We start from the raw sequence: 24,353 nt of genomic DNA, 5'->3' as shown, positions 1-24,353 counted from the left end.
AAATAAGCCCCTTTGGGTAAGGGGCTTAAATTTACTACAAAAAGGAGGTTTCCCTGATCGGACCTTGGAATTATAAATATTTATTCTAAACAAAAAATCCTTTGATTTTAAATAAAATAAAAATATATGAAAAAAATATGATTTTTTTAAAAAAATAGAGAAAATGGATCCAAAATGGATCCAAAAAATATTAGCGTTTAGAGAATTGTGGACTTCTTCTTGCTTTTCTGCGACCGTATTTTTTACGTTCAACAGTTCTACTATCTCTAGTAAGAAGTCCTTTTGGTTTTAATAATGCTCTAAAATCTGCATCCATAGCAGCTAAAGCTCTTGAAATACCATGTCTTAAAGCTTCAGCTTGAGCACTGTAACCACCACCTAAAGTTGTTGCTTTAATGTCCATAGAAGTTTCTTGTTTAGTTACTAATAAAGGCTGAACTACTTTTAATTTTATAGCTTCATGTCCGCCAAGCCAAGTATTTAAATCCATACCATTAACGATGATTTTACCACTACCAGCTTTTACCCAAACTTTAGCTACAGCGGTTTTTCTTTTACCTGTTGCGTATGTTGTTGCCATGATTATTTTCCTTTATTAGCAATTTGAGCAGTATGAGGATGTTCGCTACCTGCATAAATTTTTAATTTTTTAAGCATAGCTCTACCTAGGTTTGTTTTAGGTAGCATACCACGAACTGCTAATTTATATAATTTAACTGGATTTTTTTCTAATAAATCACCAAATTTTTCACTTTTTACGCTTCCAAAATACCCTGAATGTCTGTGGTATAGTTTATCTTCTGCTTTATTTGCACCTGTGAAAACTGCTTTAGAAGCATTGATAATGATTACATAATCTCCACAATCAACATTTGGAGTATAGCAAGGTTTATTTTTACCTCTTAAAATAGTCGCTACTTCTGTTAAAAGACGACCAAAACGCTTTCCTTCAGCGTCTAAAACGATCCATTCGCGTTTTACTTCGTTTGGCTTTGTTATCTTTGTCATCATCTTACCTTTGCCAAAAATTTTTTTAAAAATGAGATTATAGTTATTTTAGCTTAATTAATACTTAATTTAAGAATATTTAAAGCTTTTGTTGTCCTAAAACCCAAAAATACATATCCATAATTTTCATATCCGGATAGTATATATCTTCATTGAATTTTAATTTTATTTTTGGAAATTCAAAGCTACTTTTACATCTATCTATCAAGTCCATAATTCCCATATAACTATCTTCACAATATTGTATCGGTATCTTATTGTTGTTTATATTATACTTTTTTAACCCATTTACAAAAAATCTATCATAAGCAGGGGTGCAGCCAAAAATTCCTAATAAAATTTTTGTGATCAGTATATCACTAATTTTATCTTTATTTTTATCTTTATACTTTAATAAATTTTCTTTTATAATTTTACCTGCTTCAGTTATTTGAATCCAATCATGCTTATCCCATAAGTTAATATCTAACAGCTCTTTTAGCATTGTTTTATATATTTGATAATCATAATGCAACAAAAAAGAAGAGCCTCTATACATACCCCAACTAGCTAAATAAAAAGATAACATCAAAGAAGCATAATCATAATCTACATCCTTCCTATAGATATAAAAATACTTATAGCAATGCTCCCAAGATAAATATCGATGATTGTTTCCATTTTTTATTTTATCGTGAAAAAGAGAAATATTACCATAAAATTGTTCTTTATCTATACTACACATACATTACCTCCACTTTATTTTTTAAAATATACACCAAAAAAGCCTTAGTAGAAGTCTTGGCTAAGATTTTTTCTATGGCTTCTTTGTAAAGTAAAACTTGCTTTTTATGCTCGTTTAAATTTAAACCCGTTTTATAGTCTATAATGATAGCTTCATTATCATCAAATGCGAGCATATCAAGTTGTTTTTGCTCACCTTTATAAGTGATGATTTGCTCTTTTAGTAGCTTTTTACCCGCTAAAAGCGCGTTAAAGCTCTCATCTTTTAAAAGCATAGTAAGTCTTTTAAAAAGCTCATTAAAACTTTCATCATCTAAGTAAAAACGATATTTTTTATACACCATTTGCTTGCAAAATTCAAAATTGCTTTTAGTGTTAAAATCAAAATATTGCAAAAACTCATGCAAAGCCAAACCAAAGTGTATTTGCGTGCTTGAAAGATGACTTTTTACTTTAACTTCCTGCAAATTTACCTTTTGAAATTCTTCAAAGTTTTCTATTTGTTCTAAATTTTCTAAAGGCTCTTTTGTTTTAACAAGCTGTTCTTCTATAATGCCTATTTGTTTTTCTTCATAGTCTTGAAAATAACTCTTAAAGGTTTTAAAACTCTCATCGTTTTTTATGATAAAAAGAGAATTTTTAGCTCTAGTAAGTGCTACATATAGACAATTTATCTCATCTTCTGCTTGAAGTTTTTCTCTTTTAGCTAAAAAGGTATTGTAATTTTGATCTTCAAGATGTTTTCTAGCACTGTGTCGGTATTTTACTTCCCAACCTTGCTCTAAATCATACTCAAACATTAAAGTTTCATTATCCGGAGCTTTTTTACTAAGTCTATCAAGTACGATTAAATTTTCAAATTCAAGCCCCTTAGATTTATGCACGGTCATAATGCTTACTCCATCATCTTGAGCTTGTAAAGACTTTAACTCACATGGAGCAAATAAAAAATTAAAGAAATTATCAAAAGTACTTGCATACTCTAAATATGCGATGAGATTAACATCGCTTAAATCAAGCTTTAAAACATGTACTAAGTATTTTAAAATATCACCTACACTGCGGTTTAAATCAAGCGTTATAAACTCAAGCTCTTTTTCTAAAATACTGCTTGCAAAGTACAAACTAAACTCATCTTTAAGTACACAAGCCTTTGCATACTCAAAAAGCACTCTTACGCTAATACAATCCATCAAAGCTACATTGCTTTGCGTATAAGCTTTAATGTCATTTTCTTCAAGAAATTCTTTCATTAAAGTAGCGTCTTTGTTAATCCACACCAAAATGCAAATTTCACTAAGCTTTACGCCTTTTTCTAAAAGCTTTTGGATGATTTTTAAAACTTCTTTGCCACTTGCTTCATGCAAAGAACTTTTTGGTGGGATATGATTTTGTAAAACTTCCACATATCCACCTTCTTTAATGCTTTTTTGCAAAGTAAAGCTAGGATTTAAAAAGCTATCAAAAAATTTATCTTTAAAGACTTCATTTACATAATCAACAATAATCTTTTTACTACGATAATTAGTATCTAAATGCTCTAATTTAATTTGTGGAAAATCTTTTAAAAGCTTATCAAAAAGCTCTTTTTTACCCCCTCTAAAACCATATATGCTTTGCTTTTTATCCCCCACATAAAAAAAGCTTCTATTTTTTTTCACTCCCTCGCCTGAAACAAGCTCAGCAATGATGGGTTTTAAAATTTGATACTGCAAAACATTAGTATCTTGAAATTCATCGATTAATAAATGCGAAATATAACCATCGAGTCTAAAATAAATCAAATCTTTATTAGTTTCATCACTAATTAACTCATGAGTTTTTAAAGCTATATCTGAAAAAGTCAGTGCATTTTGCTTGGCATTATTTTCATTTCTTGCTTCTTTAAAATGCTTCAAAAGCTTTGCAAGCATACTAATGCGATAATTTTCCATTTGAGTAAAATACTCTTTTGCGCTTTGTAAAAACTCTGCTCTTTTTTGTAAAAATTCACTATCGATGACTTTTACAAAATATTTTTTATCTAAATCACAAATAATAGGTTTAGTAAAGAAATCTTCTATGTTTTCAAATTCGAAATTTTTTTGATAGTTTTTATCTGTGTTTAAATTTCTTGCATAAGCTATAAACTCACTTAAGCTTTTTTCTAAAAAAGTTTTATTTGGAAAATGTGCATTTTGTATAGATTTTATTTCACAAGATCTTTCATACAAGCTTTCAAGATTTTGCAAAAAATCACTTTTACTTTTTGTTTGGACAATGTAATAAGCTAAAGCTCTTAATTCTTCTTCGTCTAATTTAGAAATGAAATTTTTATAACTATCTTGACTTTCTATAATGTCAAAATCACTCATAAGACCTAAATTTAAAGCAAAAGAACGAATGATTTGTGAAAAAAAGCTGTCAAAAGTGTAGATATTAAGCTTAGATCTTAAAAACTCATCTTTGTATTTTTCTCTTAAAGCTATAAGCTCATCTTTGCTTTTACCTAGCATTTTCATAAGCTCATTACACTCTGCTTTATTCTCCCCATTTTCAAGCACATCAAATTCTAAAAAGGTTTTAAAAACTCTTTCTTTCATTTCGCTTGTAGCTTTATTAGTAAAAGTAAGGGCTAAAATTTCATTAATCTTAGCTCCCATTAAAACCAAAGCTACAAAACGCACACTTAATGCAAAAGTTTTTCCACTTCCTGCGCTAGCTTCCAAAGCTAAAAAAGGCTCAAAATGATAACTCAAAGCTTAAACTCCTTTTTATAAAGCATGGTATAAGGGCTGTAAGTATTGTCGTTTTTTTGATTAAAAAATTCTTTTTCCAAAGGTTCTTTAGCAAGCTCATTAAGTAAAGCTTTAAGTTCTTGTACACTCTTACTTTTAACATTTTCATGTATGATTTTGATATTTTTTAGATCATAAAAACAAGCTTTTGTATTTAATAAGGCATTTTGATTTTCTAATAAAAACTTATAAAAAGCAAGTTGATAAGACTTTTCATCTGCCTTGCCACTTTTATAATCTATAATCAATCTTTCATTGCCATTATTATCTACTCTATCTAAAAAGCCTATGGCGTGAATTTTCACTCCATTTTCTGCAATAAATTCTTTTCTTGGTGGATTAAATTCACATTTTTCTACCACATAACCTTGCTTAAAATGCTCATTTTCAAGTGTTTGGAATTCTTTAAATATAGTTTGTATTAAAGCTAAATTTAGCGCATCAACTCGGTATTGTTTAATGCTTTTTACCACTTGCATAAAAACTTCATAATCAAAATGATTTTTAGATTTTTGCGTATAATAAAGTTCTAAAGCCTTATGGATAAAACTCCCCAACTCATTTGCTCTAAGTGTATCGTCTAAAGTCTTTGGCTCTTTTAATCTTAAAACATATTTATAATAATAATCCAAACCATAATGCACAAGAAGATGAAATCTTGAAAAAGAAAGATCGTTTTGAAAATAATCGTGCTTTGCTTTAATACTTACAATAGGCTCAAGATTAAAAGTACATGGATAAGTTTGAAAATATTTCACATAAGCATTATTACTATAAGTCTTGTCTTCATAAAATGGAAGTTCAAGTTCGTTTAAAAATCTTGATTTGATTTTTTCTTCATTTTCCACATAAGAAATTCCAACTAATTTTGCCTTAGCTATTAAAGTATAATAATAATGTCTTTGTAAATTTTCTCTTTGAGCATGAGTGATAAGTCCTGCTTTTTTGCGAATTTCATTGTTTAAAAATAACTCGCTTGAAACTCTTTTTGGGATAAATTCATCATTAAAATCGACTATAATCACCCCGTCATATCTAAGTCCCCTACTTTCTAAAAGTCCCATTACAGTAACTTCACCACCACCAACACTGCTTAATTTTATACCATCAATTTGCATGAAAAATAATTCTAAAATTTGCACAAAGCTTAACTCGTGTGTTTTTACAAGCTCTTTGATAAAAATAAGCTCTTGGTGTATATAATTTTTTAATTCCTCATCACTATCTTCTAGCAAATTAAAAATAAAATTCTCAAAAAAATCATAAGAAATATTTTCATCAAAAAGCTTTTTAAACTCTGTAAAATCAACACTAGAAGGAAAAAAATGTAAATTACACAAATGTTTGTTTAAATTACACCTTTCATAAAATTCTTCATTTTCTTCATACTCAAACTCATCATCTTTAGCACTTTCATACAAAGACTTTAATCTATGATAAAAAAGTGTATTTTTAATACTTTCTCCACTTGCATAATTTAAAACATTGTTTTTATCATAAAGTCTTAAAATATCTACAAAATTCTCATCAGGTGTAATCACTACAATATCTTTTGCGCTTATACCGGATTTTAAAAAAGAATTAATTTTTTCAAAAACAAAAGCAGCTTGCAAAGATCTTAAATGAAAACTTTTATAACTAATTTTACTTTCTTTAAAAAAGCACTCTTCTTTTAAAATTGTTTTTTGATTTAAATCAAACAAATAAGCATAATTTGCCTTAAGAGAAAGTCCTTGTAAAAAGCTAAGAGTATTTAAAAAATCTTTATTAAATTTAGTGCAATTAAACTGCACTTTAAGAGGAAGTATTTCCTTAACTTTTAACAAAAGCTCTACTTCAAAGGCATTTAAAAAACCTTGAAAATCAAAAATAATCTCATCATAATTTTTTAAAAAATCACTATTAATTTCATAATCTAGCAGCAAAGAAATATCATCATATAGATTTTGCTCTTTTAACAAGGTAAGATAATTTTTAAAAAGTTCTTCTAAAATTTGCAAATGTTCATCATACTGAGCGTAAGCATCATGAAATTTTAATGAGTTGATATCTTTTTTTTCCAAACTAAGCTCTTTAAAGAAACTAAATAAATAAGCATTATTTTTTAAGAAAGCAAAAAAATTACTCGGTATTTTTAAGCTTTGCTCTAAATTTTTAGTTTGCTCACAAGCCTTTTTCATCAAAAGTAAACACTCATAGTGTGTTGCTTGAAAATGCGGAGAAAAAACTAACTTTTGTATAAATTCGGCTATACTCATAGCCGGTTCTACTAAACTATCAACCTGTAGTTTTTTCTCATAATACTTTCTTAAAGCTCTTAGTGAGCTAAATACAAAAAGTTTCATTATTTAGTCTGCAAAAAGAATTTAAAAAACCCTACACTATTTTCATCTTGAGTGATTTTTAAAAGTATTTGCCAAACACCTTTTTCTTTGATATTAAAATCAAACACCAAATCACTTCCTTCTAATCTTACTTGCAAATTCTCATCATTTACATTTGTATGTGGACGCGAAAGTAAAGTTTGGATTTGAAGCTTACTTAAATCATAATCTTTTAAATTTTCAATTGTAATCCTAAGCTCATTTTGTCCTTCATTGATATAATAAACTTGATTTTTCTTATGCATAAAGCTTTCTTTGTCTTTAATGCTTAGCTTAAAATTTTCATCAAAAGTCTTTTGTCTGTTTTGAATTTCATTATAATTTAACTCTACATTTTGATAAGAATCAAAATAAAAATTATCTTCATACACAGGAGCCTTGCTTGCAATAAAAATCGTAACAATACAAGCTATAACAATAAGCCCCAAAGAAATCAAAATACCATAAGGCCAAAATGTTTTCTTATTTTCCATTTTTATTTTCTCCTTTTGATTTTTCTTTGAACTAGCATTAAAATTGCAACACATAAAAATCCATAGATTAAAATTCTCATGATATTTAAAGTATCACGATTTGAATTTCCATAAAAAGGTTTTATATTAAAATAATTTGCTACTTGATCGGCTATATCTGCATAACCATTTAAAATAGCTGCATTATAAATATCTTTTTGTTTAGGATTTGCAAGTATAGGTAAAATTGTTCCTTTTTCAGGATAAGGACTCAAAACACCTTCTTTATCAAAAAAAGCCAAAGCATCATCGCTTGCAAGTATATCTACCTTATGTGAAGCTTTAGAAAATACAAGTAAAATATATGGCTTACTTAAATTAGCTTCATAATTTTTTAAACTTTCAAAATCTTTTTTATCACTTAATGCTAAAGCGATATTTACTCCAGTTAATTCATAAATTTGTCTAGAACTTGTAGTGATATTTTGTTCTATCGCAGTGTTTAAGATATTATCATTTAACAATATTTCAGCATGTAAAAAATTAGCAAAACAAATAAAAATGGCGGCTAAAAAACCGCCTTTAAATATATTTTTCATCCTATAAAAAGATGATTTGCAGTTAAAACCGACCAAGCAGTGATTCCAGCCGCTACAACTAAACCGGCTATGATTAAATACTCAAGAACTTTTGCCATAATCATTCCTTTATAATGATATGTTCTTCTCTTTTAGAGTCAAACATTTTAATTTGTTCTGCATTTTCTATTTTATAAGGTTTTTGCATAACATCTTGTTGTGTTTTTAGACCCAAAATAGTTAATCCTGCTAAAATCGATAATAATAAAATAGTTGCTATTAACATTCCGCTAACGCCTGAAAGTGAAAATACACATCTGTTTGAATTTTCCATTATTCGCCCCTTGAAAGAGAAATCACATATTCGCCAACTGCTTCTTTTTGAAGCTCATTTAACAAGCCATTGTTAAAATGAGGCATTACACCTATACTACCTGCTTTACCACGATTTAAAACATCTACTACAAATTCTGCACTACCATATTTTGTTAAATCTGGAGCCACTAATTGACCATCAATAGTTCCTTTTCCATCTTCACCATGGCATACTGTACAAGTGACAAATAATTCTTTTCCTTTTGCTACAAGTTGAGGATTTTCAGTTTTTTTAATTGCTGAAATTTCAGAAGCAACATAAGCAGCAATTGCAGGAATATCAGCTTCATCTATACCATTATCTGCTGCACTTAACATCTCACCCATAGGATAATTTAAGCCCTTAGAACCTTTAGTAATTACTTCTATAAGTCCCTCTTCTGAACCCCAAACATTAAGATTTTGAGCTTTTCCATTGATACCATCGCCTGTAATACCATGACAAGAAGAGCATTGAACTAAAAAGATATTTTTACCCATTTCTTGCTTATCTTCATTGCTTAAATTTGCAAATTTTTGTGCAAATTTCTCATTATGCGCTTGCACTTCTTTATTATATTGACCAATTTGAGAATAACTATTTAAAGGATACCCCCAAAGAAAATACCATATACACCATACTATAGCTAAGAAAAATACCACAGCCCAGCCAAGTGGTATAGGATTTTTATATTCACCTATACCATCCCAACTATGTTCACTTAGCTCACCCTGACTTTTTTCTTCTTTCATACTTTTAAACAATTTTCCTACCACAACAAGCGTAATCAATATGATAAGAATTGCTCCAATAAAAGATAATAAATTAACATTATCTTGTAAGTTCAACCATTGCATTAAGCACTCCTTTTATTTTGCTCTAAAACACGATCACCAATTTCATCATGTAATGCTAAATCAGCATATTTTTCATAGTTTCTTCTACCTGTTTTTTCAGATCTATACAAATGAAACCAATAAGAATACAAAACTACCACTAAGAATACTACAAGGGCAAAAAAGCCATAAGCTTGCAACTCTCTTATTAGTTCTAAATCCATAATTTTTCCTATTTCAAACTATTAAGATACGCAATCAAAGCGACAATTTCTCTAATTTCACCTCTAGCAAACGCATCTTTAACATCTTGATTTTTCATTTGATCTACTATAGCTTGGGCTTCTGCTTTAACTTCTGCTTGAGCTTCTTCCCAAGTACCAAGTTTTGTACCATTTTCAACATCATAAGGAACATTGAAAACTTTTTTTACAGTTAGTGCTTCTGCATAAGCTGTTTCTATATTTGCATTATTGCTAAACATATGTTTGTAAGCTGGCATAATAGAACCAGGAACAACTGAAACTGGATCCCACATGTGATTTTCATGCCAATCTGTAGTTCTAAAATTACCTATACGCAATAAATCAGGTCCAGTTCTTTTTGAACCCCATAAAAATGGTCTATCATAAGCATATTCACCGCTAACTGAATACATACCATAACGATCTGTTTCTGATTTAAAAGGACGAATAAGTTGTGAATGACATGCATTGCAACTTTCTTTAATATAAGCATGGCGTCCTGCAAGTTGTAAAACCGTATAAGGCTTTTTACCTTCAATTGGTCTTGCATTTTGAGCAAAATCAGGTAAAACTTCCACAATACCTGCATATGCGATCACTATAAATACTGCCACAGCAAAAAAGAATGGATTTTTTTCTAACCAACTAAACATATTTTTCCTCCTTATGCTGCCATAGGTGAAGCACTTTTTGGCTCTTTATCAAGCACTCTACCCACTGAAATTGATTTATAAATATTATAAACAAACATGAAAAATCCTACTAAGTACAACAAGCCACCTACAGCTCTAATCCAATAATAAGGAATAATAGCTTCAACAGTATCAATGAAAGTATAAAGTAAGTTACCATACTCATCTGTAGCTCTCCACATCATACCTTGAGTAATACCTGCTATCCACATAGAACTAAAGTACAATACTATACCTGTAGTTTGGATCCAAAATTGAGCTTCCATTAGCGATTTACTATATAATTCTCTTTTAAACATTCTAGGCACCATGTGATAAAGCGCAGCCATAGTCATAAAGCCAACCCAACCTAAAGTACCATCATGAACATGTCCTGGAATCCAATCTGTAAAGTGTGCTAATGCATTAACTGATTTAATAGAAAGAATAGGACCTTCCAAAGTTGAGAACATATAGAAAGTTGAAGCTAAAATCATAAATTTGATTAATGGGCTTTCTCTTAATTGACTCCACTCACCTTTCATAGTAAGTAAGATATTAATTGCTGAACCCCAAGAAGGTAAAATAAGAACGATTGAAAAAACTGAACCCATAGTTTGCATCCAATCAGGCACTGTAGAATAAATCAAGTGGTGTCCACCTGCCCATAAATAAACAAACATTAAGCCCCAAAATGCAAATAAAGATAGTTTGTATGAGAAAATTGGTTGTCCACTTTCTTTTGGTAGAAAATAATAAATTTGAGCGATAATACCAACAGTGAATACAAATGCAACTGCATTGTGTCCATACCACCATTGAACTAATGCATCGTTTGTCCCTGCATACATAGAAACACTATGCCACCAATCACCCATTCCACTCACAAAATAAGTAGGCACAGCCATATTGTTAAATAAATAAAGCATTGCTATACCTAGGAAAGTAGCTATATAATACCAAAGTGAAACATATAAAGTTTTTTCACGGCGAATTCCAATAAGCCCAAAAATACTTACACCCCATAAAACCCAAACTAAAACTACCAATATATCAAGTGGCCATTCAAGCTCTGCGTATTCCTTTGAAGTGCTAACACCTGCAAACAAAGTAATAACAGCTATAATCATAGTGATCATGTAAAGCCAAAAATGCAATTTACCAATGAACATTAAAAAGCTTGATTCTGCCATACTAACTTTTAGCACACGCTGACCAATGTAATACCAAGTAGCCCAAATTCCTGAGAGCATAAAACCAAAAATTACACCTGAAGTGTGCAATGGTCTAAGTCTTGAAAAAGTACCATACTCACCGGCTAAATAATTTAAATCCGGATAAGCCATCTGAAAGGCAATAAGCGTTCCAATAGCCATACCAATAACACCAAACAATAAGGTAGCAAACATAAAATATTTAGCAACCGTATAGTCATAGTTTAATGCATTTCCTGGGTGCATTTCCTCTCCTTAAGTTTTTTTCTGCAATTATGCGATCTTTATATTATACGATACTTAATATCTTTTTTAGCTTAAACTATGTCTAATTATTTATTATTTATTAATAAATTATCGCGTAAAAACAAAGCCTATATAAGAAAAATACACACCATAACAAAAAATTAAAATATAGGAAATTAAACTAGCTATTTTTTGAAATTTTTCATTTAATGTTTTAGAAAAATACGCAAGAAATATCAATGCTGGTAAAGTTGAAAAACCAAAAACAAGCATAATTAAAGCCGATAAATACACACTTTGCACACTCATTCCAAAGGCTATATAAAAATACACCAAACCACAAGGCACAAAGCCATTTAAAAATCCTAAAAAAAGAGTACTCTTGAAAGATTTTTGTTGAATCAATCTAGAGATGTTTTTTTTAATTACGCATTCAAAAAATAAAGAATTTTCAAAAAAACTTAGAAATTTTCCTTTAAAAATCAAAGCAAGTGCTAATGTTATCATAAAAATTCCAATTATAAAAAACATTATGCCTTTTGAAAATTCACTAAATGAAAGCAAGCTTCCAAAAACTCCAAAAAATATACCCAAGCAAACATAAGCAAAAATTCGAGATAGATGATATGAGAAAATTAAAAGAAAAAAAGGGAGTTTAATTTGCTTTGAAAGCTGAGTATAAGCTAAAACAAAACCTCCACACATTCCATAACAATGCCCAAAACTAGAAAGAAAAGCTATACTTGCTAAAGCAATAAAATCTAAACTCACAAAAGCTCTAAAAATTCTTTAAAAATATACTTGCTCTCATGTGGTCCTGAAGAACTTTCTGGGTGATGTTGCACTGATATAATAGGATAATTTTTATATCTCACACCCTCTACATTATCACCAAACAAATTTCTATGAGTAATAGTTGCGACCTCTACTATTTCTTCAGGAATATTATAATTATGATTTTGTGCTGTAATTTCTACTGTGTTATTAGTAAGGTTAATAACAGGATGATTTGCTCCATGTTGGCCGAATTTCATTTTATAAGTTTCATAACCAAAAGCATTACTTAAAAGTTGATGTCCCAAACAAATACCAAGCATAGGAATTTTAGCTTCTGCTAGTTTTTTAATCTCTGCGATTTCATCTTTTAAAATTTTTGGCTCACCTGGTCCATTTGATAAAAATACACCATGAATTTTACCTTTTTGATATAAATCAATCAAATCTTTTGCCTTGGTATTATAAGGAAAAACCTCCACCTCAAGTCCAACACTTACAAGCTCATTTAAAATATTTTCTTTTACACCATAATCAATCACAGCTACTTTTTTACCATTTGCTTTTACATTCTCATAAGCTTTGTTGCTATGATCCCAAGCACCTTTACTATGTTTATAAGAGCTTTTAGTGCTAACCTGTGCTACATAATTTACCTCATCAATTTTAGCACTAGAAAGAAGCATTTTTTTAAGCTCTTCTTTGTCCTTAATTTCAGTAGATATTACCGCTCTCAAATTTCCTTGATCTCTGATCATTTTAACTAAAAATCTAGTATCAATTTCACAAAGCCCTATTTTTTCATGTTTTTTCAAATAAGCACTTAAAGAATCATTGGCTCTAAAATTAGAATAATCTTCATTTAATTCTCTTATAATCATTCCGCTAGCAAATACATTTTTACTTTCATTATCTTCATCATTAATACCAACTATACCAATTTCTGGCATTGAAAATACTACAAACTGACCTGCATATGATGGATCAGAAATAATTTCTTGATATCCCGTTAAAGAAGTATTAAAAACAAGCTCTCCAAAAAAAGTTCCACTTTGTCCAAAAGCCTTTGCGCTTAAAAAAACATCATTCTCTATATAAATATATGCTTTCATAAAAGTCCCTTTTTTCTAAGCTCTTCTTGATATAGCTTTTCAAATACCAATTCATATTCTTCAGAACCTGGAATAAGTTTTCTTTTATAATTTGAAATTTTTTCATAGACTAAATCTTCTAAATTTTCATACTCTTTTAAATAAGACATAATACTTGAAAAAATGAGATTTTTCACGCGATTTTCTGATACATTGTAGTTTATCAAATCTTCTTCCACTAAATTTTCTAAAATTTTATGAGAAAGATTATTGTATCTATCTTCACTATCAAGCATAAATTTAAACTCATTTGCTAGTTTTTTCTTAATCATCCAAAACATACTTTTTCTATCTATTTGCATAAACTCAATTTCATCTTCTTGGCTTTCTAAAATTTCTTTTGCTTTTTCATCAAGTTTACGCTCATTTAAAACATCTATTTCTATAATTTCTTTTGCTGTTTTTAAAAGTTTTTGACTATCATCTTTAATTTTAACAAAAGAAGAATGCATTAAATCAAGTATTATTTTATTTGCTATATAAGGTATATGAGCTGGTTTGATACGCATTTATTCACCTTTTTATTTTTATTTTGAAATAATACTAAAAAAAAGGTAAAAACTGCTTAAAACTTACTGCGAACTTGCATTTTGATCTAAATTTTTCAAAAGTAGTGTTAAATCGGAAGCTTTTTTTGGATCCATCTTGGCCATAATGGATGAAATTTTTCTAGGATCTAGCGAAAGTAGAATTTTTGAAGCCTCATCCGGTTCCATTTCGCTTAATATACCTGCCACGGCCACATCTTTCATTTTAGCATAAATTTCTGTGATACGCCCCATAGTTTTATCATTAATAACTTGAAGATTTTGTTTAGTCGCTTCTAATATACGCTCATTTTGCTCTTTTAAACTTTTTATTTGCTCTAAACTTGCATTAACATCAGCTTCTTTTTGCTCCAAAGCTTGCATTTTTTCTTTTTGCAAAGCTTCAAAAGAAGCTCTATAAGCCTCTAAACTTTGTCTTGCTTCATCATATTCTCTAATTTGCTCTTGCATTTGCTCTTTTCTTGCTTCAAAATACTGCTCGCAATTTTGCTGTGCATTTACAAAATTTAAGAAAATCAATAAAAATATTATTTTTTTCATCATTTATCCTTATTAAAATGTCTTGTTATAGCAAGTTCATCTATAAATTTTTCTTCTTCTTTTTGTAAAGCTTTTTGGATTTTTTTTAATTCTTCATTTTCTAAAACCTTAATTTTTTCAAATTCCAAATGAGCCTTTTTGTATAAATGTTGATGATGTGCAAGTTCTTTTTTAGTTAGGTCTAATTTTTGTTTAATTCTTTGCTTACCCTCTCTTGCAATCTCTTGCATTTTTAAAGACGATCTTAACAAAGCCACCGAACCTTTATCAGCCAAAGTCAAGCTTTCGCATGTTTTTAAAGCTTCTTTAAATTCTTCTTCACACAACAAAAGCTTTTGTCTTGTTCTAGTCAAATTTGCCTCTGCTTTATCAAGCTGTTGTTTTCTAAGCTTAATCACAGAAGAATATTTGCTTTTCATAAAATGATAGTATCTTCTCTTTCAGGACTTGTGGAGATATAACCTACTCTAACGCCACTTAATTCTTCCAAACGCTTAATGTATTTTTTAGCATTTTCAGGTAGTAAATCATAATCTCTAATCCCTGCAACTTTATCCCAACCTTCCATTACTTCATAAATAGGCTTAGCGTTTTCTAAATCACAAGGTACATAGTCTATTTCTTGTCCTTTATATTCATATGCTTTACAGATTTTAACACTTTCAAAACCATCTAATACATCAAGTTTCATTAATGATAAAGTATCTAAGCCATTTAATCTTGCAGTATATCTTACCGCAACTGCATCAAACCAACCACATCTTCTTTTTCTACCTGTGCTTACTCCGATTTCTTTACCAATAAGTCCTATTTTTTCACCATCTTCACCTAAATCTTCACTTGGAAAAGCTCCATTTCCCACTCTTGTTGTGTAAGCTTTTACTATGCCTATAACTTTTCCAATTTCTTTTGGATTTAATCCCAAACCACTTAAAGCTCCAGCTGAAATAGTCGTTGAACTAGTTACATAAGGATAAGTTCCATGATCAATATCAAGCATAGAACCTTGCGCGCCTTCTAACAATACTTTTTTATCCTCATCTAAAGCTTTCCAAAGCATTCTTGTAGTATCTGTAATATATGGTGCTAGCACTTCTTTAAAGCGTTTTAAATCTTTTAAAATTTCATCATAACTAGGCATTGCAATACCTAAAACATCAAAATAAGTTTTTTTAAGTTCAAAATCTTTCATTAAATTTTCACAAAGTTTTTCAGGCTCTAGCAATTCCCCTACTCTATGTCCATTACGACTTATTTTATCTTCATAGCTTGGCCCTATACCTTTGCCTGTTGTTCCTATAGCTTTATCGCCTTTAAGTCTTTCTCTTGCTTGATCAATCAAAGCATGATGATTTAAATTTAAATGAGCTCTATCGCTTATAAATAATCTTCCTTCTAAATTTTCAAATTGAGCCATTTCACTAATTAATACATCAGGATTAACTACAACTCCATTACCTATAACATTAATACATTGCTTATTTAAAACACCTGATGGCATTAAATGTAAAGCATATCTTATACCATCAACCCATATAGTGTGACCTGCATTATGTCCACCTGCACTTCTGCAAACATAATCATAATTTTCACATAGTTTATCAACTATCTTACCCTTACCCTCATCACCCCATTGGATACCAACGACAATATCTGCTTTACTCATAAAAAAACTCCATTTTGACTTAAATTTGGCGAGAAGGTGAGAGAATCGAACTCCCCAAAAAGTAGTCAACTACCCTTTCATCTGATTTGAAGTCAGTGGCCATCACCAGATAAGCTAACCTTCCAAAAATGATATTATATCTTAATATTTTTAATTGAAACAAAAATTAAACATATGAAATTATAAGCGTGTAAAAATACTTTGAAATATTATATTTTTTAGTTATAATGTTTGTTTTTCAGTGTCAAGTTTTGACAATTACAATTTTTGGATATATCAATGCATTCTTTCAAACAATCTTTTTTTATAAATTTTTGGGATAATTCCAAAGGCATGATTATACTTGGAATTTTAAGTGCTATTTATTTTGGAATTTTTGGTAGTGTTTGGGCTGTTACAGGTGAAATGACACGCTGGGGTGGAGAAATTTTAGAATTTTTTGGTATGGATTTAAGCTCCTATACTTACTACCAAAAGCAAAATTTAAGTGGTAATCCCTTAACAAGAATTGATGGTATCATGCTCATAGGTATGTTTATAGGATGCTTAGTAGCTGCATTTTTAGCAAATAAATTTAAATGGCGTTTGCCTGCTAGCAAAATTCGAATTTTTCAAGCTATTATAGGAGGAATTTTATCAGGCTTTGGTGCAAGACTTGCTTTTGGTTGTAATTTAGCAAATTTCTTTACAGGTTTACCTTATTTTTCCTTACATACTTGGGTTTTTACTTTATTTATGATTTTAGGAATTTATCTAGGTGTTAAGGTTTGTAATCTTGCCTTATTTAAGCCAAAAGCAAAGTTACAACGCGTTTGCAAAGAAAATCAAAAATTAAAAACACAAAATAAAATTTCAAAAATATATTTTTACATAGGACTTGGTGTATTTATAATTTTTATAACTTATGTTGTATTTATACTACAAAAACAAAATATTGATATTAAAAACAAAGAAAGTTTTTTTCCTTTAGCATTAATATTTGGTTTTGTTTTTGGTTTTATCATTTCTAGGGCTCAAATTTGCTTCACTTCTTGCTTTAGAGATTTATTTTTATTTGGTAGAGACAATGCTATAAAAGGCGCTTTAATAGGTATGATCATAGCTTGTTTAATAGCTTTTGCTTTTATATTACAAGGGCATACTAGTAAAGTAATAGAAATATCACCAAACCTTGCTATAGGTGCTTTTTTATTTGGATTTGGAATAGTTTTTGCTGGAGGATGCGAGTGTGGTTGGATGTATAGAGCTTGCGAGGGACAAAGTCATTTTATTATAGTGGGTATTGCTAATATCATCGGTACTATGATCTTAGCTTTAAATTATGATCATTTCCCAAAAATACTAACAAATGGTATAAAAATTCATCTTTTAAATGATTTTGGTTATTTTAATGGCTTATTAATCAATTTAGCTTTGTTTGCTATTTTATTTTTGTTTGTTTTAAAATTTAAAAGATTATTCTTCCAACACAACAAAGGAAAATTATGATTATTCATTATAGTTTAAATTTAGAAGGTGAGGCATGCCCATATCCTGCTATAGCTACCATTGATGCATTAAAAGAATTAAAATCAGGTGAAGTCTTAGAAATTTTATGTGATTGCCCACAAAGTATTAATTCTATACCTCAAGATGCGAAAAATCGCGGATTTGAAATTTTAGAGATAGATCAAGATGGACCAACGCTTAGATTTTTAATTCAAAAACCTTAAAAATTAGATTTGAGTATTTACTCAAATCTTTATATTTATACGATATTTTTCTATTAAATTTTCATCCAACATCACTCCTATACCCACAGCATCATTGACTTCAACTATACCATCTTTGCAAGGGATTAAATTTTTCACCAAATGAGTAAAAAGCACACTTGTTGATTGAGAATACTCTATCAAATTACAATATTTAGTACTTGCTAGAAACTGCACCGTAGCAGCAAGTAAAATTCCTGTAGAAAAACCATGCGGGACTAAATCACAACCATATTTTAAAGATATTTTTTCAATTTCTAACATAGTGTCAAAACCACCGCATCTAGTAATATCAGGTTGCACAATAGAAACTTTTGACTTTTTAATAAAATTTTCAAACTCATTTAGCGTGTAAAAACTCTCTCCACCCGTAATCTTACAAGGTAAGTGTTCGCTAAGTCTTGCATAATCATAAAAATTATTTGCACTAACTGGTTCTTCTATCCACTCTAAGTTATATTCTTCAATTTCCAAAAATCTTTCTCTTGCATAAGAAAAATTTTTCCAAAGCCCTACTAAGTCAATACTAAGTTTAATATCATCACCCACTGCACCTCTAATATTCTTGATAATCTCTTTATCAGATAATGCATTATTACCAAAGCCTGCACCACCAAATTTTAATAGTTTAAAACCTTCTTCTTTTAAGTATTTTACTCTAGAAATATTTTCTTCCATATTTTTACTCGGAATAAAAGTAGCGTATGCATTTAAAAAGTCTTTTCTTTTTCCACCAAGTATAGTAGCTACACTTACACCATAAATTTTTCCAAGTAAATCATATAAAGCAATATTTATTGCACTTAAAGCACAAATTAATGCTCCGCTAAGTCCATAATACGCACTTCCCTCAATCAAATCATCCATAATCTTCTTAATATTTCTTGGATCTTGTCCTATTAAAATTTCACTTAAATTTCTACAAGATCCATGAGTACTAGGCTGCTCAAACATTATCTTTAAAACTGCTGCAGCACTATCACTTTCCCCTATTCCATAAAGATTATTATCTGTATAAATTCTTAATATAAAGGCATCTTCACCCCACTCACAAGACTCATCAAAAGTTTTTGTCCTTAACCATATAGGTTCAACCTTTGTAATTTTCATTATCCATCCTTTTTATCCATTTAATAAGCCCATAAAAGCTAATAGCAAGTATTACCAAAAAAGGAGCAGCACTCAAAACAACTGCAACTTTTAAGGTATTTAAATCTGCATTTATATAAAGCATTGCTAAAGGAATTAATCCAAGCATAATACACCAAAAAACTTTTAAATATTTACTAGGATTTTCACTATCTATTTTTGTGCTTACACAAGAAATAGTAAATGCAGTAGCATCCATATGAGAAGCCAAAAATACCATCATAAGCAGGAAATAAAAAAGAGTAAAAATAGTACCAAATGGTAGTGTTTTTATCAATGCTACCACTCCAGCTTCTCCAGCATTTGAACTAATAAAATTTGGAACATCTAAGATTCCACTTTGAAAAATATCTATTGCATATGAACTCAAAACTCCAAAGAAAAACCAAGTCCCAATACATCCACCTACAATAAGACCAAAAATTACTTGACGAATGGTCCTTCCTTTAGAAATTTTTGTCACAAAAATACTAACAGCAGGAGTGTAAGTAATCCAATAAAGCCAATAAAAAACTGTCCAATCAGAATTAAAGCTACTTACACCAGCAATATCATTATATAAGCTCATTGAAACATAATTACTAAAAAATACCCCTATACTATTTATTATATTATTTAATATAAATACACTATCTCCTAAAATAAATACCAATATTGCAAACACAAAACACAAGATACAAGATATTTTAGCAAGTTTTGCCATACCACTTGATAATCCAACAAAACTAGAAAAGGTAAAAACAGCTGTAACAATAGCTAAAAGAATAAATTTTAAATAAAAACCATCATTAATATCAAAAATTCCAGAAAGTCCAGCACTAATTGTAATTATAGAAAGGGTTGTAGTAAGCACAAGTCCACCAAAAGTGCTAAATAAAAACACAACATCGATGATTTTATCAAGCACTATATTTTGATTAATATGCAAGATATTTGCTATTAAACTTGAAATTTTTAAATTTTTATTTTTAAAAATATAAAAATGAAAACACATTGCAATAGAACTTAAAGCATATACAGCCCAAGGCGTAATACCCCAATGCAAATACACAAAAGAAGTTGCACTTCTTAAAGCTTCTGTAGATTTTGGAGTAATATTTAATCCAGGTACTAAATAATAATATGCCCATTCCATAAATGCCCAATACATAGTAGCAGATCCAAGTCCTGCACAAATAAACATAAAAATCCAAGCAGTATTTGAATAAGGATTTATCCCATCGCCTAATTTAATATTACCTATTTTAGAAAAAGCCAAGTAGAAAATAAAAACTACACAAATAAACTCAAAAAGTTGAACAAATGAGCCAAACATATGTGTAAGCTTACTAAAAAGAAAATTTGCTACTTCTAAAGCTTTACTAGGATTTATAAGTAAAATTACAATCACCATAAAAACCGCCAAGATAGATGTCACTATCAAAAATAAATCATAAGTTTTTTGATTATTTTTTTGCATAAATCTCCTTTTTGTTTCAAGTAGTAAATATATAGTATTTTCTTATTTTAAAATAAAACTTAAAGAAACTTTTATCATAAATGCATTAAAAGCCATACCTTAGTATTTTCAAATATTTTTTACTATAATAAAAATTATTTAATCAATAAATTATTGCTACTAAAATACACAAATAAATAATGTTATTTCTCAAAATACAAAAATATTTAAAAAAATATCTTACATTGAAATTAAACACAAAAAAGGAGGAATACATGTGGCAAGGGAGAAATGATGGTGATGAAATTATCCATAAACGATTATTTAAATGTTTAAATCACTCTTCAAATAATAAATTATTAGGCTTTTGTTCATCATTGGGCGTGCAGAGAAATAATGGTAGAATTGGAAGTGAATTAGCACCAAAAATTATAAGAAAGAATATGGCAAATTTTGCTATACATGATGATTTTGATTTTGATGATTTAGGAGATATTGAAAATTTTGATACCCTAGAATTAGGCGATGAACTACTTTATCACAAGTGCTTAGAAATTTTACATAATAATCATTATGGTGTAATTTTAGGAGGTGGACACGAAACATCTTTAGCTTGTATTAAAGCGCTTTTAGATTACAAAAAAAGTGTAGGAGTTATAAATTTTGATGCACATTTTGATGTAAGAATTCAGGAGTTACATACTTCTGGAAATTCTTTTTACAAAGCTTATGAATATGCAAAAGAAAATAATTATAATTTTTCTTATCTTTGCTTGGGTGCAAGTAAATTATCTAACACAAAAGCACTTTTTCAAACTATGGATAATATGAAAGCAAGTTATGTTTTAGATACTGAATTTGAAAAATGTATAGAAGTCATTAAAAACTTCTTAAAACAAAATGAAGTTGTTTATTTAAGTATTGATATGGATGTATTTTCACAAAGCATAGCTCCTGCTGTAAGTGCCCCTGCTGTTTTTGGTATCAATTTAAAAGAAATTTTAACTCCGATAAAAATTATTTTTGAAAGCAAAAAAGTTGCTTTAGCAGATATTTGTGAATTTAATCCTAAATTTGATATAGACAATCACACTGCAAAAATCGCTGCTTATCTAGCATATTTTTTATTAAGTAAAGGAATGATATGAAATTTGATAGTTTAAGTGTATTGGCTATTAGTATCGGGGTTTTATTGTTTAGTATGTTTTTGAAAAAACGTTTTTTAATCTTAGAAAAATTTTGCATTCCCGCACCAGTTATAGGTGGATTTTTAATCAGTATAATCATTTGGATTTTAAGTTTTATTGAGATTAAAGTTGATTTTGATACAAGTTTACAAACTCCTTTAATGGTGGCTTTTTTTACCGTAATAGGATTAAGTGGAAGTTTTAAACTCTTAAAAGTAGGAGGAAAAGTACTTTTAATCTATCTAGGTTGTTGCTGGTTTATGGCTTTAATGCAAAATTTTATCGGCATTTCCATGATGAGTTTATTCGATTTAAATAAACTATATGGAATTTTATGTGGTGCTGTTTCTTTGGAAGGAGGACATGGAAATGCTATAGCTTTTGGAGGTATGGTTGAAGAATTAAGTGGCTTAAATAACGCTAAAGTTTTAGCAGTGGCAGCGGCAACCTTTGGACTGATTTCAGGGTCTTTGCTCGGAGGTCCTGTAGCAAAATATCTTATAAATAAACACAAATTAAAAATCACAACTAATCAAGATATTAAAGATATAGATCCTCTAAAGCATGAAATTCACAATGCAAATTATAAAGATTTTTTAAAATCTTTATTTTTAATATTATGTATTATGTGTATTGGATTTTTTTTAAGTTCCAAATTTACACAATATAGCGGCTATTCTTTGCCTAGTTATGTTGGTGCTATGCTTGTTGCTATTGTTGTAAGAAATATTAATGATTCTTTTAATATTTTCAAGCTAAATCAATATACAATAGATACTATAAGTGAATTAAGCCTTGGTATTTTTTTAACTATGGCTATGATAAATTTAAAAATAAACGAACTAAGTGCTGTTGCTACACCTCTTTTTATTACTTTGATTGTGCAAGTTTTAGCTTTACTATTCTTTACAATTTTTATAGTTTTTAGATTATGCGGAAAAAATTATGATAGTGCGATTATGTGTGCCGGACTTATGGGACATGGTCTAGGTGCAACACCAAATGCAGTAGCAAATATGAATGCAGTTTGTTCTAGATATAATTTAACTTCTAGACAAGCTTTTTTAATAGTACCTTTATGCGGTGCTGTTTTAATTGATATTGTTGCAATACCTTTAAATACTTATTTGATTAATATTTTTTCATAGTTACTCTCGCATATTGCGAGAGTATTAGAGATGTTTTAGCATTGTTTCATAAGCTGCTTTAGTTCCTGGGCGAACTTTAGTTACCATGCTCACTAAAATAATCACAACAGAAGCAGCTAAAAATCCTGGAATGATTTCATAAATAGGAAAATCAAGCCACTCGGCTAAGAAATTTTTATATGCTACAACCACAACTGCACCGGTAATCATACCTGCAATAGCAGCGTATCTAGTCATTTTTGACCAAAATAACGAAAAGAGCATTACAGAACCAAAACTTGCTCCAAATCCCGCCCAAGCATAAGCTACTATACTTAATACACTTGAGTTTTTATCAGTAGAAATAATAAAAGCTATCACAGCTACTGCTAAAACACCAAATCTACCCAAAGTCATCACTGTTTTATTGGACGCTTCTTTGTTGAAAATTCTTTTATAAAAATCTTCTGCTATAGTTGAACTTGAAACAAGTAATTGCGAACTTGCTGTGCTCATAATGGCTGCCAAAATAGCACTTAATAAAACACCTGCTATCCAAGGATTGAAAAGCAATTGCGACATTACGATAAAAATCTTTTCAGGATCTTGCAAACTAAGCTCAAATTTACTCACATAAGCTATACCTAAAATACCTATCAAACAAGCTCCAATTAAAGATATAACCATCCAAGAAATTCCTACAAAAGTAGCAGTTGGAATATCTTTAGTTGATCTTATAGACATAAAACGCACCAAAATATGTGGCTGACCAAAATACCCAAGCCCCCAAGAAAGCGCTGAAACTATACCCAAAAAGCTTAATCCTTCCCCCATAGAAAAAGTATTTGGCTTAATTTCTTTGACTATATTAACAGCTTCACTAAAGCCACCCAAATGATAAATCATCACTATAGGTACGATAATCAAGGCACTCATCATTAATAAACCCTGAATCAAATCCGTCCAACAAACTGCCTTATATCCACCCAAAAATGTATAAGCAACTATAATCACAGTTCCTGTAGTAAGTGCATAATCATATTGGATTCCAAAAGTTGCTTCAAAAAGCTTTGCTCCACCTACAAGTCCTGAAGAAACATAAAAAGTAAAGAATATCAAAATAACAATAGCACAAACTATTCTTAATATATGCTTATCATCATCAAATCTTGTTTCAAAATAATCTGGAATTGTAATAGAATTTGCAATCACACTAGTATAAATTCTAAGTCTTTTTGCTACAAAAGCCCAGTTTAAAAATGCTCCTATACTAAGACCTATTGCAATATAGCTTTCAGCTAAACCACTTACATATAAAGCTCCCGGTAAACCCATTAAAAGCCAACCACTCATATCAGAAGCTCCAGCACTAAGTGCTGAAACTACTGGCCCCATAGAACGACCACCTAAAAAATAATCCTCTGAGTTTTTATTTTGTTTATAAAAATAAAATCCAATAAAAAGCATTAATGCTGAATATGCGACAAACATTATCGCAATTTGAGTATTAATGTGTACAACCTCCATTTTTTC

25 protein-coding genes and 1 tRNA gene are annotated in these 24,353 nt (G+C 29.6%); 4 read left to right on the top strand and 22 right to left on the bottom strand.

From position 1 onward, the window contains the following. Window positions 1-190: 190 nt before the first annotated feature. The 19 genes from rpsI to L8Y18_RS04595 form a co-directional block, all read right to left on the bottom strand. Entirely contained in the window at window positions 191-580 is a 390-nt protein-coding gene (rpsI, locus tag L8Y18_RS04690; RefSeq protein WP_039617655.1) for a 30S ribosomal protein S9, read from the bottom strand. 2 nt (window positions 581-582) lie between these two features. Beyond that, window positions 583-1,008, bottom strand: a complete 426-nt coding sequence (gene rplM / locus L8Y18_RS04685) for a 50S ribosomal protein L13 (protein WP_039617653.1) — start codon at window positions 1,006-1,008, stop codon at window positions 583-585. A 79-nt stretch (window positions 1,009-1,087) separates the two neighbouring features. Continuing rightward, complete coding sequence (locus tag L8Y18_RS04680; RefSeq protein WP_263671002.1) at window positions 1,088-1,732, bottom strand: hypothetical protein; 645 nt, start codon at window positions 1,730-1,732, stop codon at window positions 1,088-1,090. Further along, entirely contained in the window at window positions 1,725-4,469 is a 2,745-nt protein-coding gene (locus tag L8Y18_RS04675) for a RecB-like helicase (protein ID WP_263676376.1), read from the bottom strand. Before L8Y18_RS04675 ends, L8Y18_RS04680 begins: the two co-directional genes overlap by 8 nt. Continuing rightward, the gene (locus L8Y18_RS04670) at window positions 4,466-6,853 is read right to left on the bottom strand and encodes a PD-(D/E)XK nuclease family protein (RefSeq protein ID WP_263676375.1); all 2,388 of its coding nucleotides are present in this window, start codon (window positions 6,851-6,853) and stop codon (window positions 4,466-4,468) included. Before L8Y18_RS04670 ends, L8Y18_RS04675 begins: the two co-directional genes overlap by 4 nt. Next, window positions 6,853-7,365 (bottom strand): FixH family protein, encoded by a 513-nt coding sequence (locus tag L8Y18_RS04665; protein ID WP_263676374.1) that lies wholly within the window; start codon window positions 7,363-7,365, stop codon window positions 6,853-6,855. The genes L8Y18_RS04670 and L8Y18_RS04665 overlap by 1 nt, the downstream gene beginning before the upstream one ends. A 2-nt stretch (window positions 7,366-7,367) precedes the next feature. Next, on the bottom strand, window positions 7,368-7,943 hold the full coding sequence (locus L8Y18_RS04660; protein ID WP_261529512.1) for a hypothetical protein: 576 nt from the start codon (window positions 7,941-7,943) through the stop codon (window positions 7,368-7,370). Between the two features lie 100 nt (window positions 7,944-8,043). Continuing rightward, window positions 8,044-8,256, bottom strand: coding sequence for a DUF4006 family protein (locus L8Y18_RS04650; protein WP_133319393.1), 213 nt, complete (start codon window positions 8,254-8,256; stop codon window positions 8,044-8,046). Continuing rightward, a complete protein-coding gene (gene ccoP / locus L8Y18_RS04645; protein WP_133319394.1) occupies window positions 8,256-9,134 on the bottom strand; it encodes a cytochrome-c oxidase, cbb3-type subunit III in 879 nt (292 codons plus the stop codon). The genes L8Y18_RS04650 and ccoP overlap by 1 nt, the downstream gene beginning before the upstream one ends. Then, window positions 9,134-9,337: a cytochrome c oxidase, cbb3-type, CcoQ subunit gene (locus L8Y18_RS04640; RefSeq protein ID WP_133319395.1), complete on the bottom strand. Its 204-nt coding sequence runs from the start codon at window positions 9,335-9,337 to the stop codon at window positions 9,134-9,136. The genes ccoP and L8Y18_RS04640 overlap by 1 nt, the downstream gene beginning before the upstream one ends. 8 nt (window positions 9,338-9,345) lie before the next feature. Further along, the gene (ccoO, locus tag L8Y18_RS04635) at window positions 9,346-10,011 is read right to left on the bottom strand and encodes a cytochrome-c oxidase, cbb3-type subunit II (RefSeq protein ID WP_087700416.1); all 666 of its coding nucleotides are present in this window, start codon (window positions 10,009-10,011) and stop codon (window positions 9,346-9,348) included. Window positions 10,012-10,022: 11 nt separating this feature from the next. Further along, window positions 10,023-11,489: a cytochrome-c oxidase, cbb3-type subunit I gene (ccoN, locus tag L8Y18_RS04630; protein WP_039617631.1), complete on the bottom strand. Its 1,467-nt coding sequence runs from the start codon at window positions 11,487-11,489 to the stop codon at window positions 10,023-10,025. A 108-nt stretch (window positions 11,490-11,597) separates the two neighbouring features. Next, window positions 11,598-12,260: a sulfite exporter TauE/SafE family protein gene (locus tag L8Y18_RS04625; RefSeq protein WP_133319397.1), complete on the bottom strand. Its 663-nt coding sequence runs from the start codon at window positions 12,258-12,260 to the stop codon at window positions 11,598-11,600. Further along, complete coding sequence (gene carA / locus L8Y18_RS04620; protein ID WP_263676373.1) at window positions 12,257-13,375, bottom strand: glutamine-hydrolyzing carbamoyl-phosphate synthase small subunit; 1,119 nt, start codon at window positions 13,373-13,375, stop codon at window positions 12,257-12,259. Before carA ends, L8Y18_RS04625 begins: the two co-directional genes overlap by 4 nt. Beyond that, complete coding sequence (locus L8Y18_RS04615; protein WP_133319399.1) at window positions 13,372-13,923, bottom strand: DUF507 family protein; 552 nt, start codon at window positions 13,921-13,923, stop codon at window positions 13,372-13,374. The genes carA and L8Y18_RS04615 overlap by 4 nt, the downstream gene beginning before the upstream one ends. Window positions 13,924-13,986: 63 nt before the next feature. Then, complete coding sequence (locus tag L8Y18_RS04610; RefSeq protein ID WP_165955271.1) at window positions 13,987-14,505, bottom strand: MotE family protein; 519 nt, start codon at window positions 14,503-14,505, stop codon at window positions 13,987-13,989. Next, on the bottom strand, window positions 14,502-14,921 hold the full coding sequence (locus L8Y18_RS04605) for a flagellar FliJ family protein (protein WP_133319401.1): 420 nt from the start codon (window positions 14,919-14,921) through the stop codon (window positions 14,502-14,504). The genes L8Y18_RS04610 and L8Y18_RS04605 overlap by 4 nt, the downstream gene beginning before the upstream one ends. Next, window positions 14,918-16,168 (bottom strand): adenylosuccinate synthase, encoded by a 1,251-nt coding sequence (locus tag L8Y18_RS04600; protein ID WP_133319402.1) that lies wholly within the window; start codon window positions 16,166-16,168, stop codon window positions 14,918-14,920. Before L8Y18_RS04600 ends, L8Y18_RS04605 begins: the two co-directional genes overlap by 4 nt. 26 nt (window positions 16,169-16,194) lie before the next feature. Then, window positions 16,195-16,292: transfer RNA gene (locus L8Y18_RS04595), tRNA-Sec, on the bottom strand. Between the two features lie 155 nt (window positions 16,293-16,447). Between L8Y18_RS04595 and yedE the strand changes: the two genes are divergently transcribed. Together yedE and yedF are read left to right on the top strand one after the other, a co-directional pair. After that, on the top strand, window positions 16,448-17,656 hold the full coding sequence (yedE, locus tag L8Y18_RS04590; protein ID WP_263676372.1) for a selenium metabolism membrane protein YedE/FdhT: 1,209 nt from the start codon (window positions 16,448-16,450) through the stop codon (window positions 17,654-17,656). Continuing rightward, on the top strand, window positions 17,653-17,880 hold the full coding sequence (gene yedF / locus L8Y18_RS04585; RefSeq protein ID WP_133319404.1) for a sulfurtransferase-like selenium metabolism protein YedF: 228 nt from the start codon (window positions 17,653-17,655) through the stop codon (window positions 17,878-17,880). Before yedE ends, yedF begins: the two co-directional genes overlap by 4 nt. A gap of 21 nt (window positions 17,881-17,901) precedes the next feature. Here yedF and L8Y18_RS04580 read toward each other — a convergent pair whose 3' ends face one another. After that, entirely contained in the window at window positions 17,902-19,029 is a 1,128-nt protein-coding gene (locus tag L8Y18_RS04580) for a mandelate racemase/muconate lactonizing enzyme family protein (RefSeq protein WP_263676371.1), read from the bottom strand. After that, entirely contained in the window at window positions 19,010-20,527 is a 1,518-nt protein-coding gene (locus L8Y18_RS04575) for a BCCT family transporter (protein ID WP_263676370.1), read from the bottom strand. The genes L8Y18_RS04580 and L8Y18_RS04575 overlap by 20 nt, the downstream gene beginning before the upstream one ends. Before the next feature lie 254 nt (window positions 20,528-20,781). On the opposite strand from L8Y18_RS04575, the gene L8Y18_RS04570 reads away from it, so the two are divergent. Then, window positions 20,782-21,654 carry a formimidoylglutamase gene (locus L8Y18_RS04570; protein WP_263661071.1) on the top strand — a complete coding sequence of 291 codons (873 nt, stop codon included), beginning with the start codon at window positions 20,782-20,784 and terminating at the stop codon, window positions 21,652-21,654. Continuing rightward, a complete protein-coding gene (gene gltS, locus L8Y18_RS04565; protein ID WP_263676368.1) occupies window positions 21,651-22,841 on the top strand; it encodes a sodium/glutamate symporter in 1,191 nt (396 codons plus the stop codon). Before L8Y18_RS04570 ends, gltS begins: the two co-directional genes overlap by 4 nt. A gap of 24 nt (window positions 22,842-22,865) precedes the next feature. Here the strand turns inward: gltS and putP are convergent, their stop codons facing one another. Then, on the bottom strand, window positions 22,866-24,347 hold the full coding sequence (gene putP, locus L8Y18_RS04560; protein ID WP_263665571.1) for a sodium/proline symporter PutP: 1,482 nt from the start codon (window positions 24,345-24,347) through the stop codon (window positions 22,866-22,868). Window positions 24,348-24,353: the final 6 nt, after the last annotated feature.

It is taken from the genome of Campylobacter sp. CNRCH_2007_0968H, assembly GCF_025773245.1.
GTDB lineage: Bacteria > Campylobacterota > Campylobacteria > Campylobacterales > Campylobacteraceae > Campylobacter_D > Campylobacter_D lari_D.
The sequence above is the reverse complement of the archived record's forward strand: the minus strand, read 5'-3'. Positions and strand labels throughout refer to the sequence as shown.

Excerpts from the sequence above, each read along its gene's own strand:
- rplM (WP_039617653.1), bottom strand. The coding sequence starts at position 1,008 with ATGACAAAGATAACAAAGCCAAACGAAGTAAAACGCGAATGGATCGTT.
- L8Y18_RS04640 (WP_133319395.1), bottom strand. The coding sequence starts at position 9,337 with ATGGATTTAGAACTAATAAGAGAGTTGCAAGCTTATGGCTTTTTTGCC.
- yedE (WP_263676372.1), top strand. The coding sequence starts at position 16,448 with ATGCATTCTTTCAAACAATCTTTTTTTATAAATTTTTGGGATAATTCC.
- L8Y18_RS04615 (WP_133319399.1), bottom strand. The coding sequence starts at position 13,923 with ATGCGTATCAAACCAGCTCATATACCTTATATAGCAAATAAAATAATA.
- L8Y18_RS04580 (WP_263676371.1), bottom strand. The coding sequence starts at position 19,029 with ATGAAAATTACAAAGGTTGAACCTATATGGTTAAGGACAAAAACTTTT.
- ccoP (WP_133319394.1), bottom strand. The coding sequence starts at position 9,134 with ATGCAATGGTTGAACTTACAAGATAATGTTAATTTATTATCTTTTATT.
- ccoO (WP_087700416.1), bottom strand. The coding sequence starts at position 10,011 with ATGTTTAGTTGGTTAGAAAAAAATCCATTCTTTTTTGCTGTGGCAGTA.
- gltS (WP_263676368.1), top strand. The coding sequence starts at position 21,651 with ATGAAATTTGATAGTTTAAGTGTATTGGCTATTAGTATCGGGGTTTTA.
- L8Y18_RS04575 (WP_263676370.1), bottom strand. The coding sequence starts at position 20,527 with ATGCAAAAAAATAATCAAAAAACTTATGATTTATTTTTGATAGTGACA.
- L8Y18_RS04605 (WP_133319401.1), bottom strand. The coding sequence starts at position 14,921 with ATGAAAAGCAAATATTCTTCTGTGATTAAGCTTAGAAAACAACAGCTT.
- L8Y18_RS04650 (WP_133319393.1), bottom strand. The coding sequence starts at position 8,256 with ATGGAAAATTCAAACAGATGTGTATTTTCACTTTCAGGCGTTAGCGGA.
- L8Y18_RS04600 (WP_133319402.1), bottom strand. The coding sequence starts at position 16,168 with ATGAGTAAAGCAGATATTGTCGTTGGTATCCAATGGGGTGATGAGGGT.
- L8Y18_RS04665 (WP_263676374.1), bottom strand. The coding sequence starts at position 7,365 with ATGGAAAATAAGAAAACATTTTGGCCTTATGGTATTTTGATTTCTTTG.
- rpsI (WP_039617655.1), bottom strand. The coding sequence starts at position 580 with ATGGCAACAACATACGCAACAGGTAAAAGAAAAACCGCTGTAGCTAAA.
- yedF (WP_133319404.1), top strand. The coding sequence starts at position 17,653 with ATGATTATTCATTATAGTTTAAATTTAGAAGGTGAGGCATGCCCATAT.
- carA (WP_263676373.1), bottom strand. The coding sequence starts at position 13,375 with ATGAAAGCATATATTTATATAGAGAATGATGTTTTTTTAAGCGCAAAG.
- ccoN (WP_039617631.1), bottom strand. The coding sequence starts at position 11,489 with ATGCACCCAGGAAATGCATTAAACTATGACTATACGGTTGCTAAATAT.
- L8Y18_RS04570 (WP_263661071.1), top strand. The coding sequence starts at position 20,782 with ATGTGGCAAGGGAGAAATGATGGTGATGAAATTATCCATAAACGATTA.
- L8Y18_RS04610 (WP_165955271.1), bottom strand. The coding sequence starts at position 14,505 with ATGATGAAAAAAATAATATTTTTATTGATTTTCTTAAATTTTGTAAAT.
- L8Y18_RS04670 (WP_263676375.1), bottom strand. The coding sequence starts at position 6,853 with ATGAAACTTTTTGTATTTAGCTCACTAAGAGCTTTAAGAAAGTATTAT.
- putP (WP_263665571.1), bottom strand. The coding sequence starts at position 24,347 with ATGGAGGTTGTACACATTAATACTCAAATTGCGATAATGTTTGTCGCA.
- L8Y18_RS04680 (WP_263671002.1), bottom strand. The coding sequence starts at position 1,732 with ATGTGTAGTATAGATAAAGAACAATTTTATGGTAATATTTCTCTTTTT.
- L8Y18_RS04660 (WP_261529512.1), bottom strand. The coding sequence starts at position 7,943 with ATGAAAAATATATTTAAAGGCGGTTTTTTAGCCGCCATTTTTATTTGT.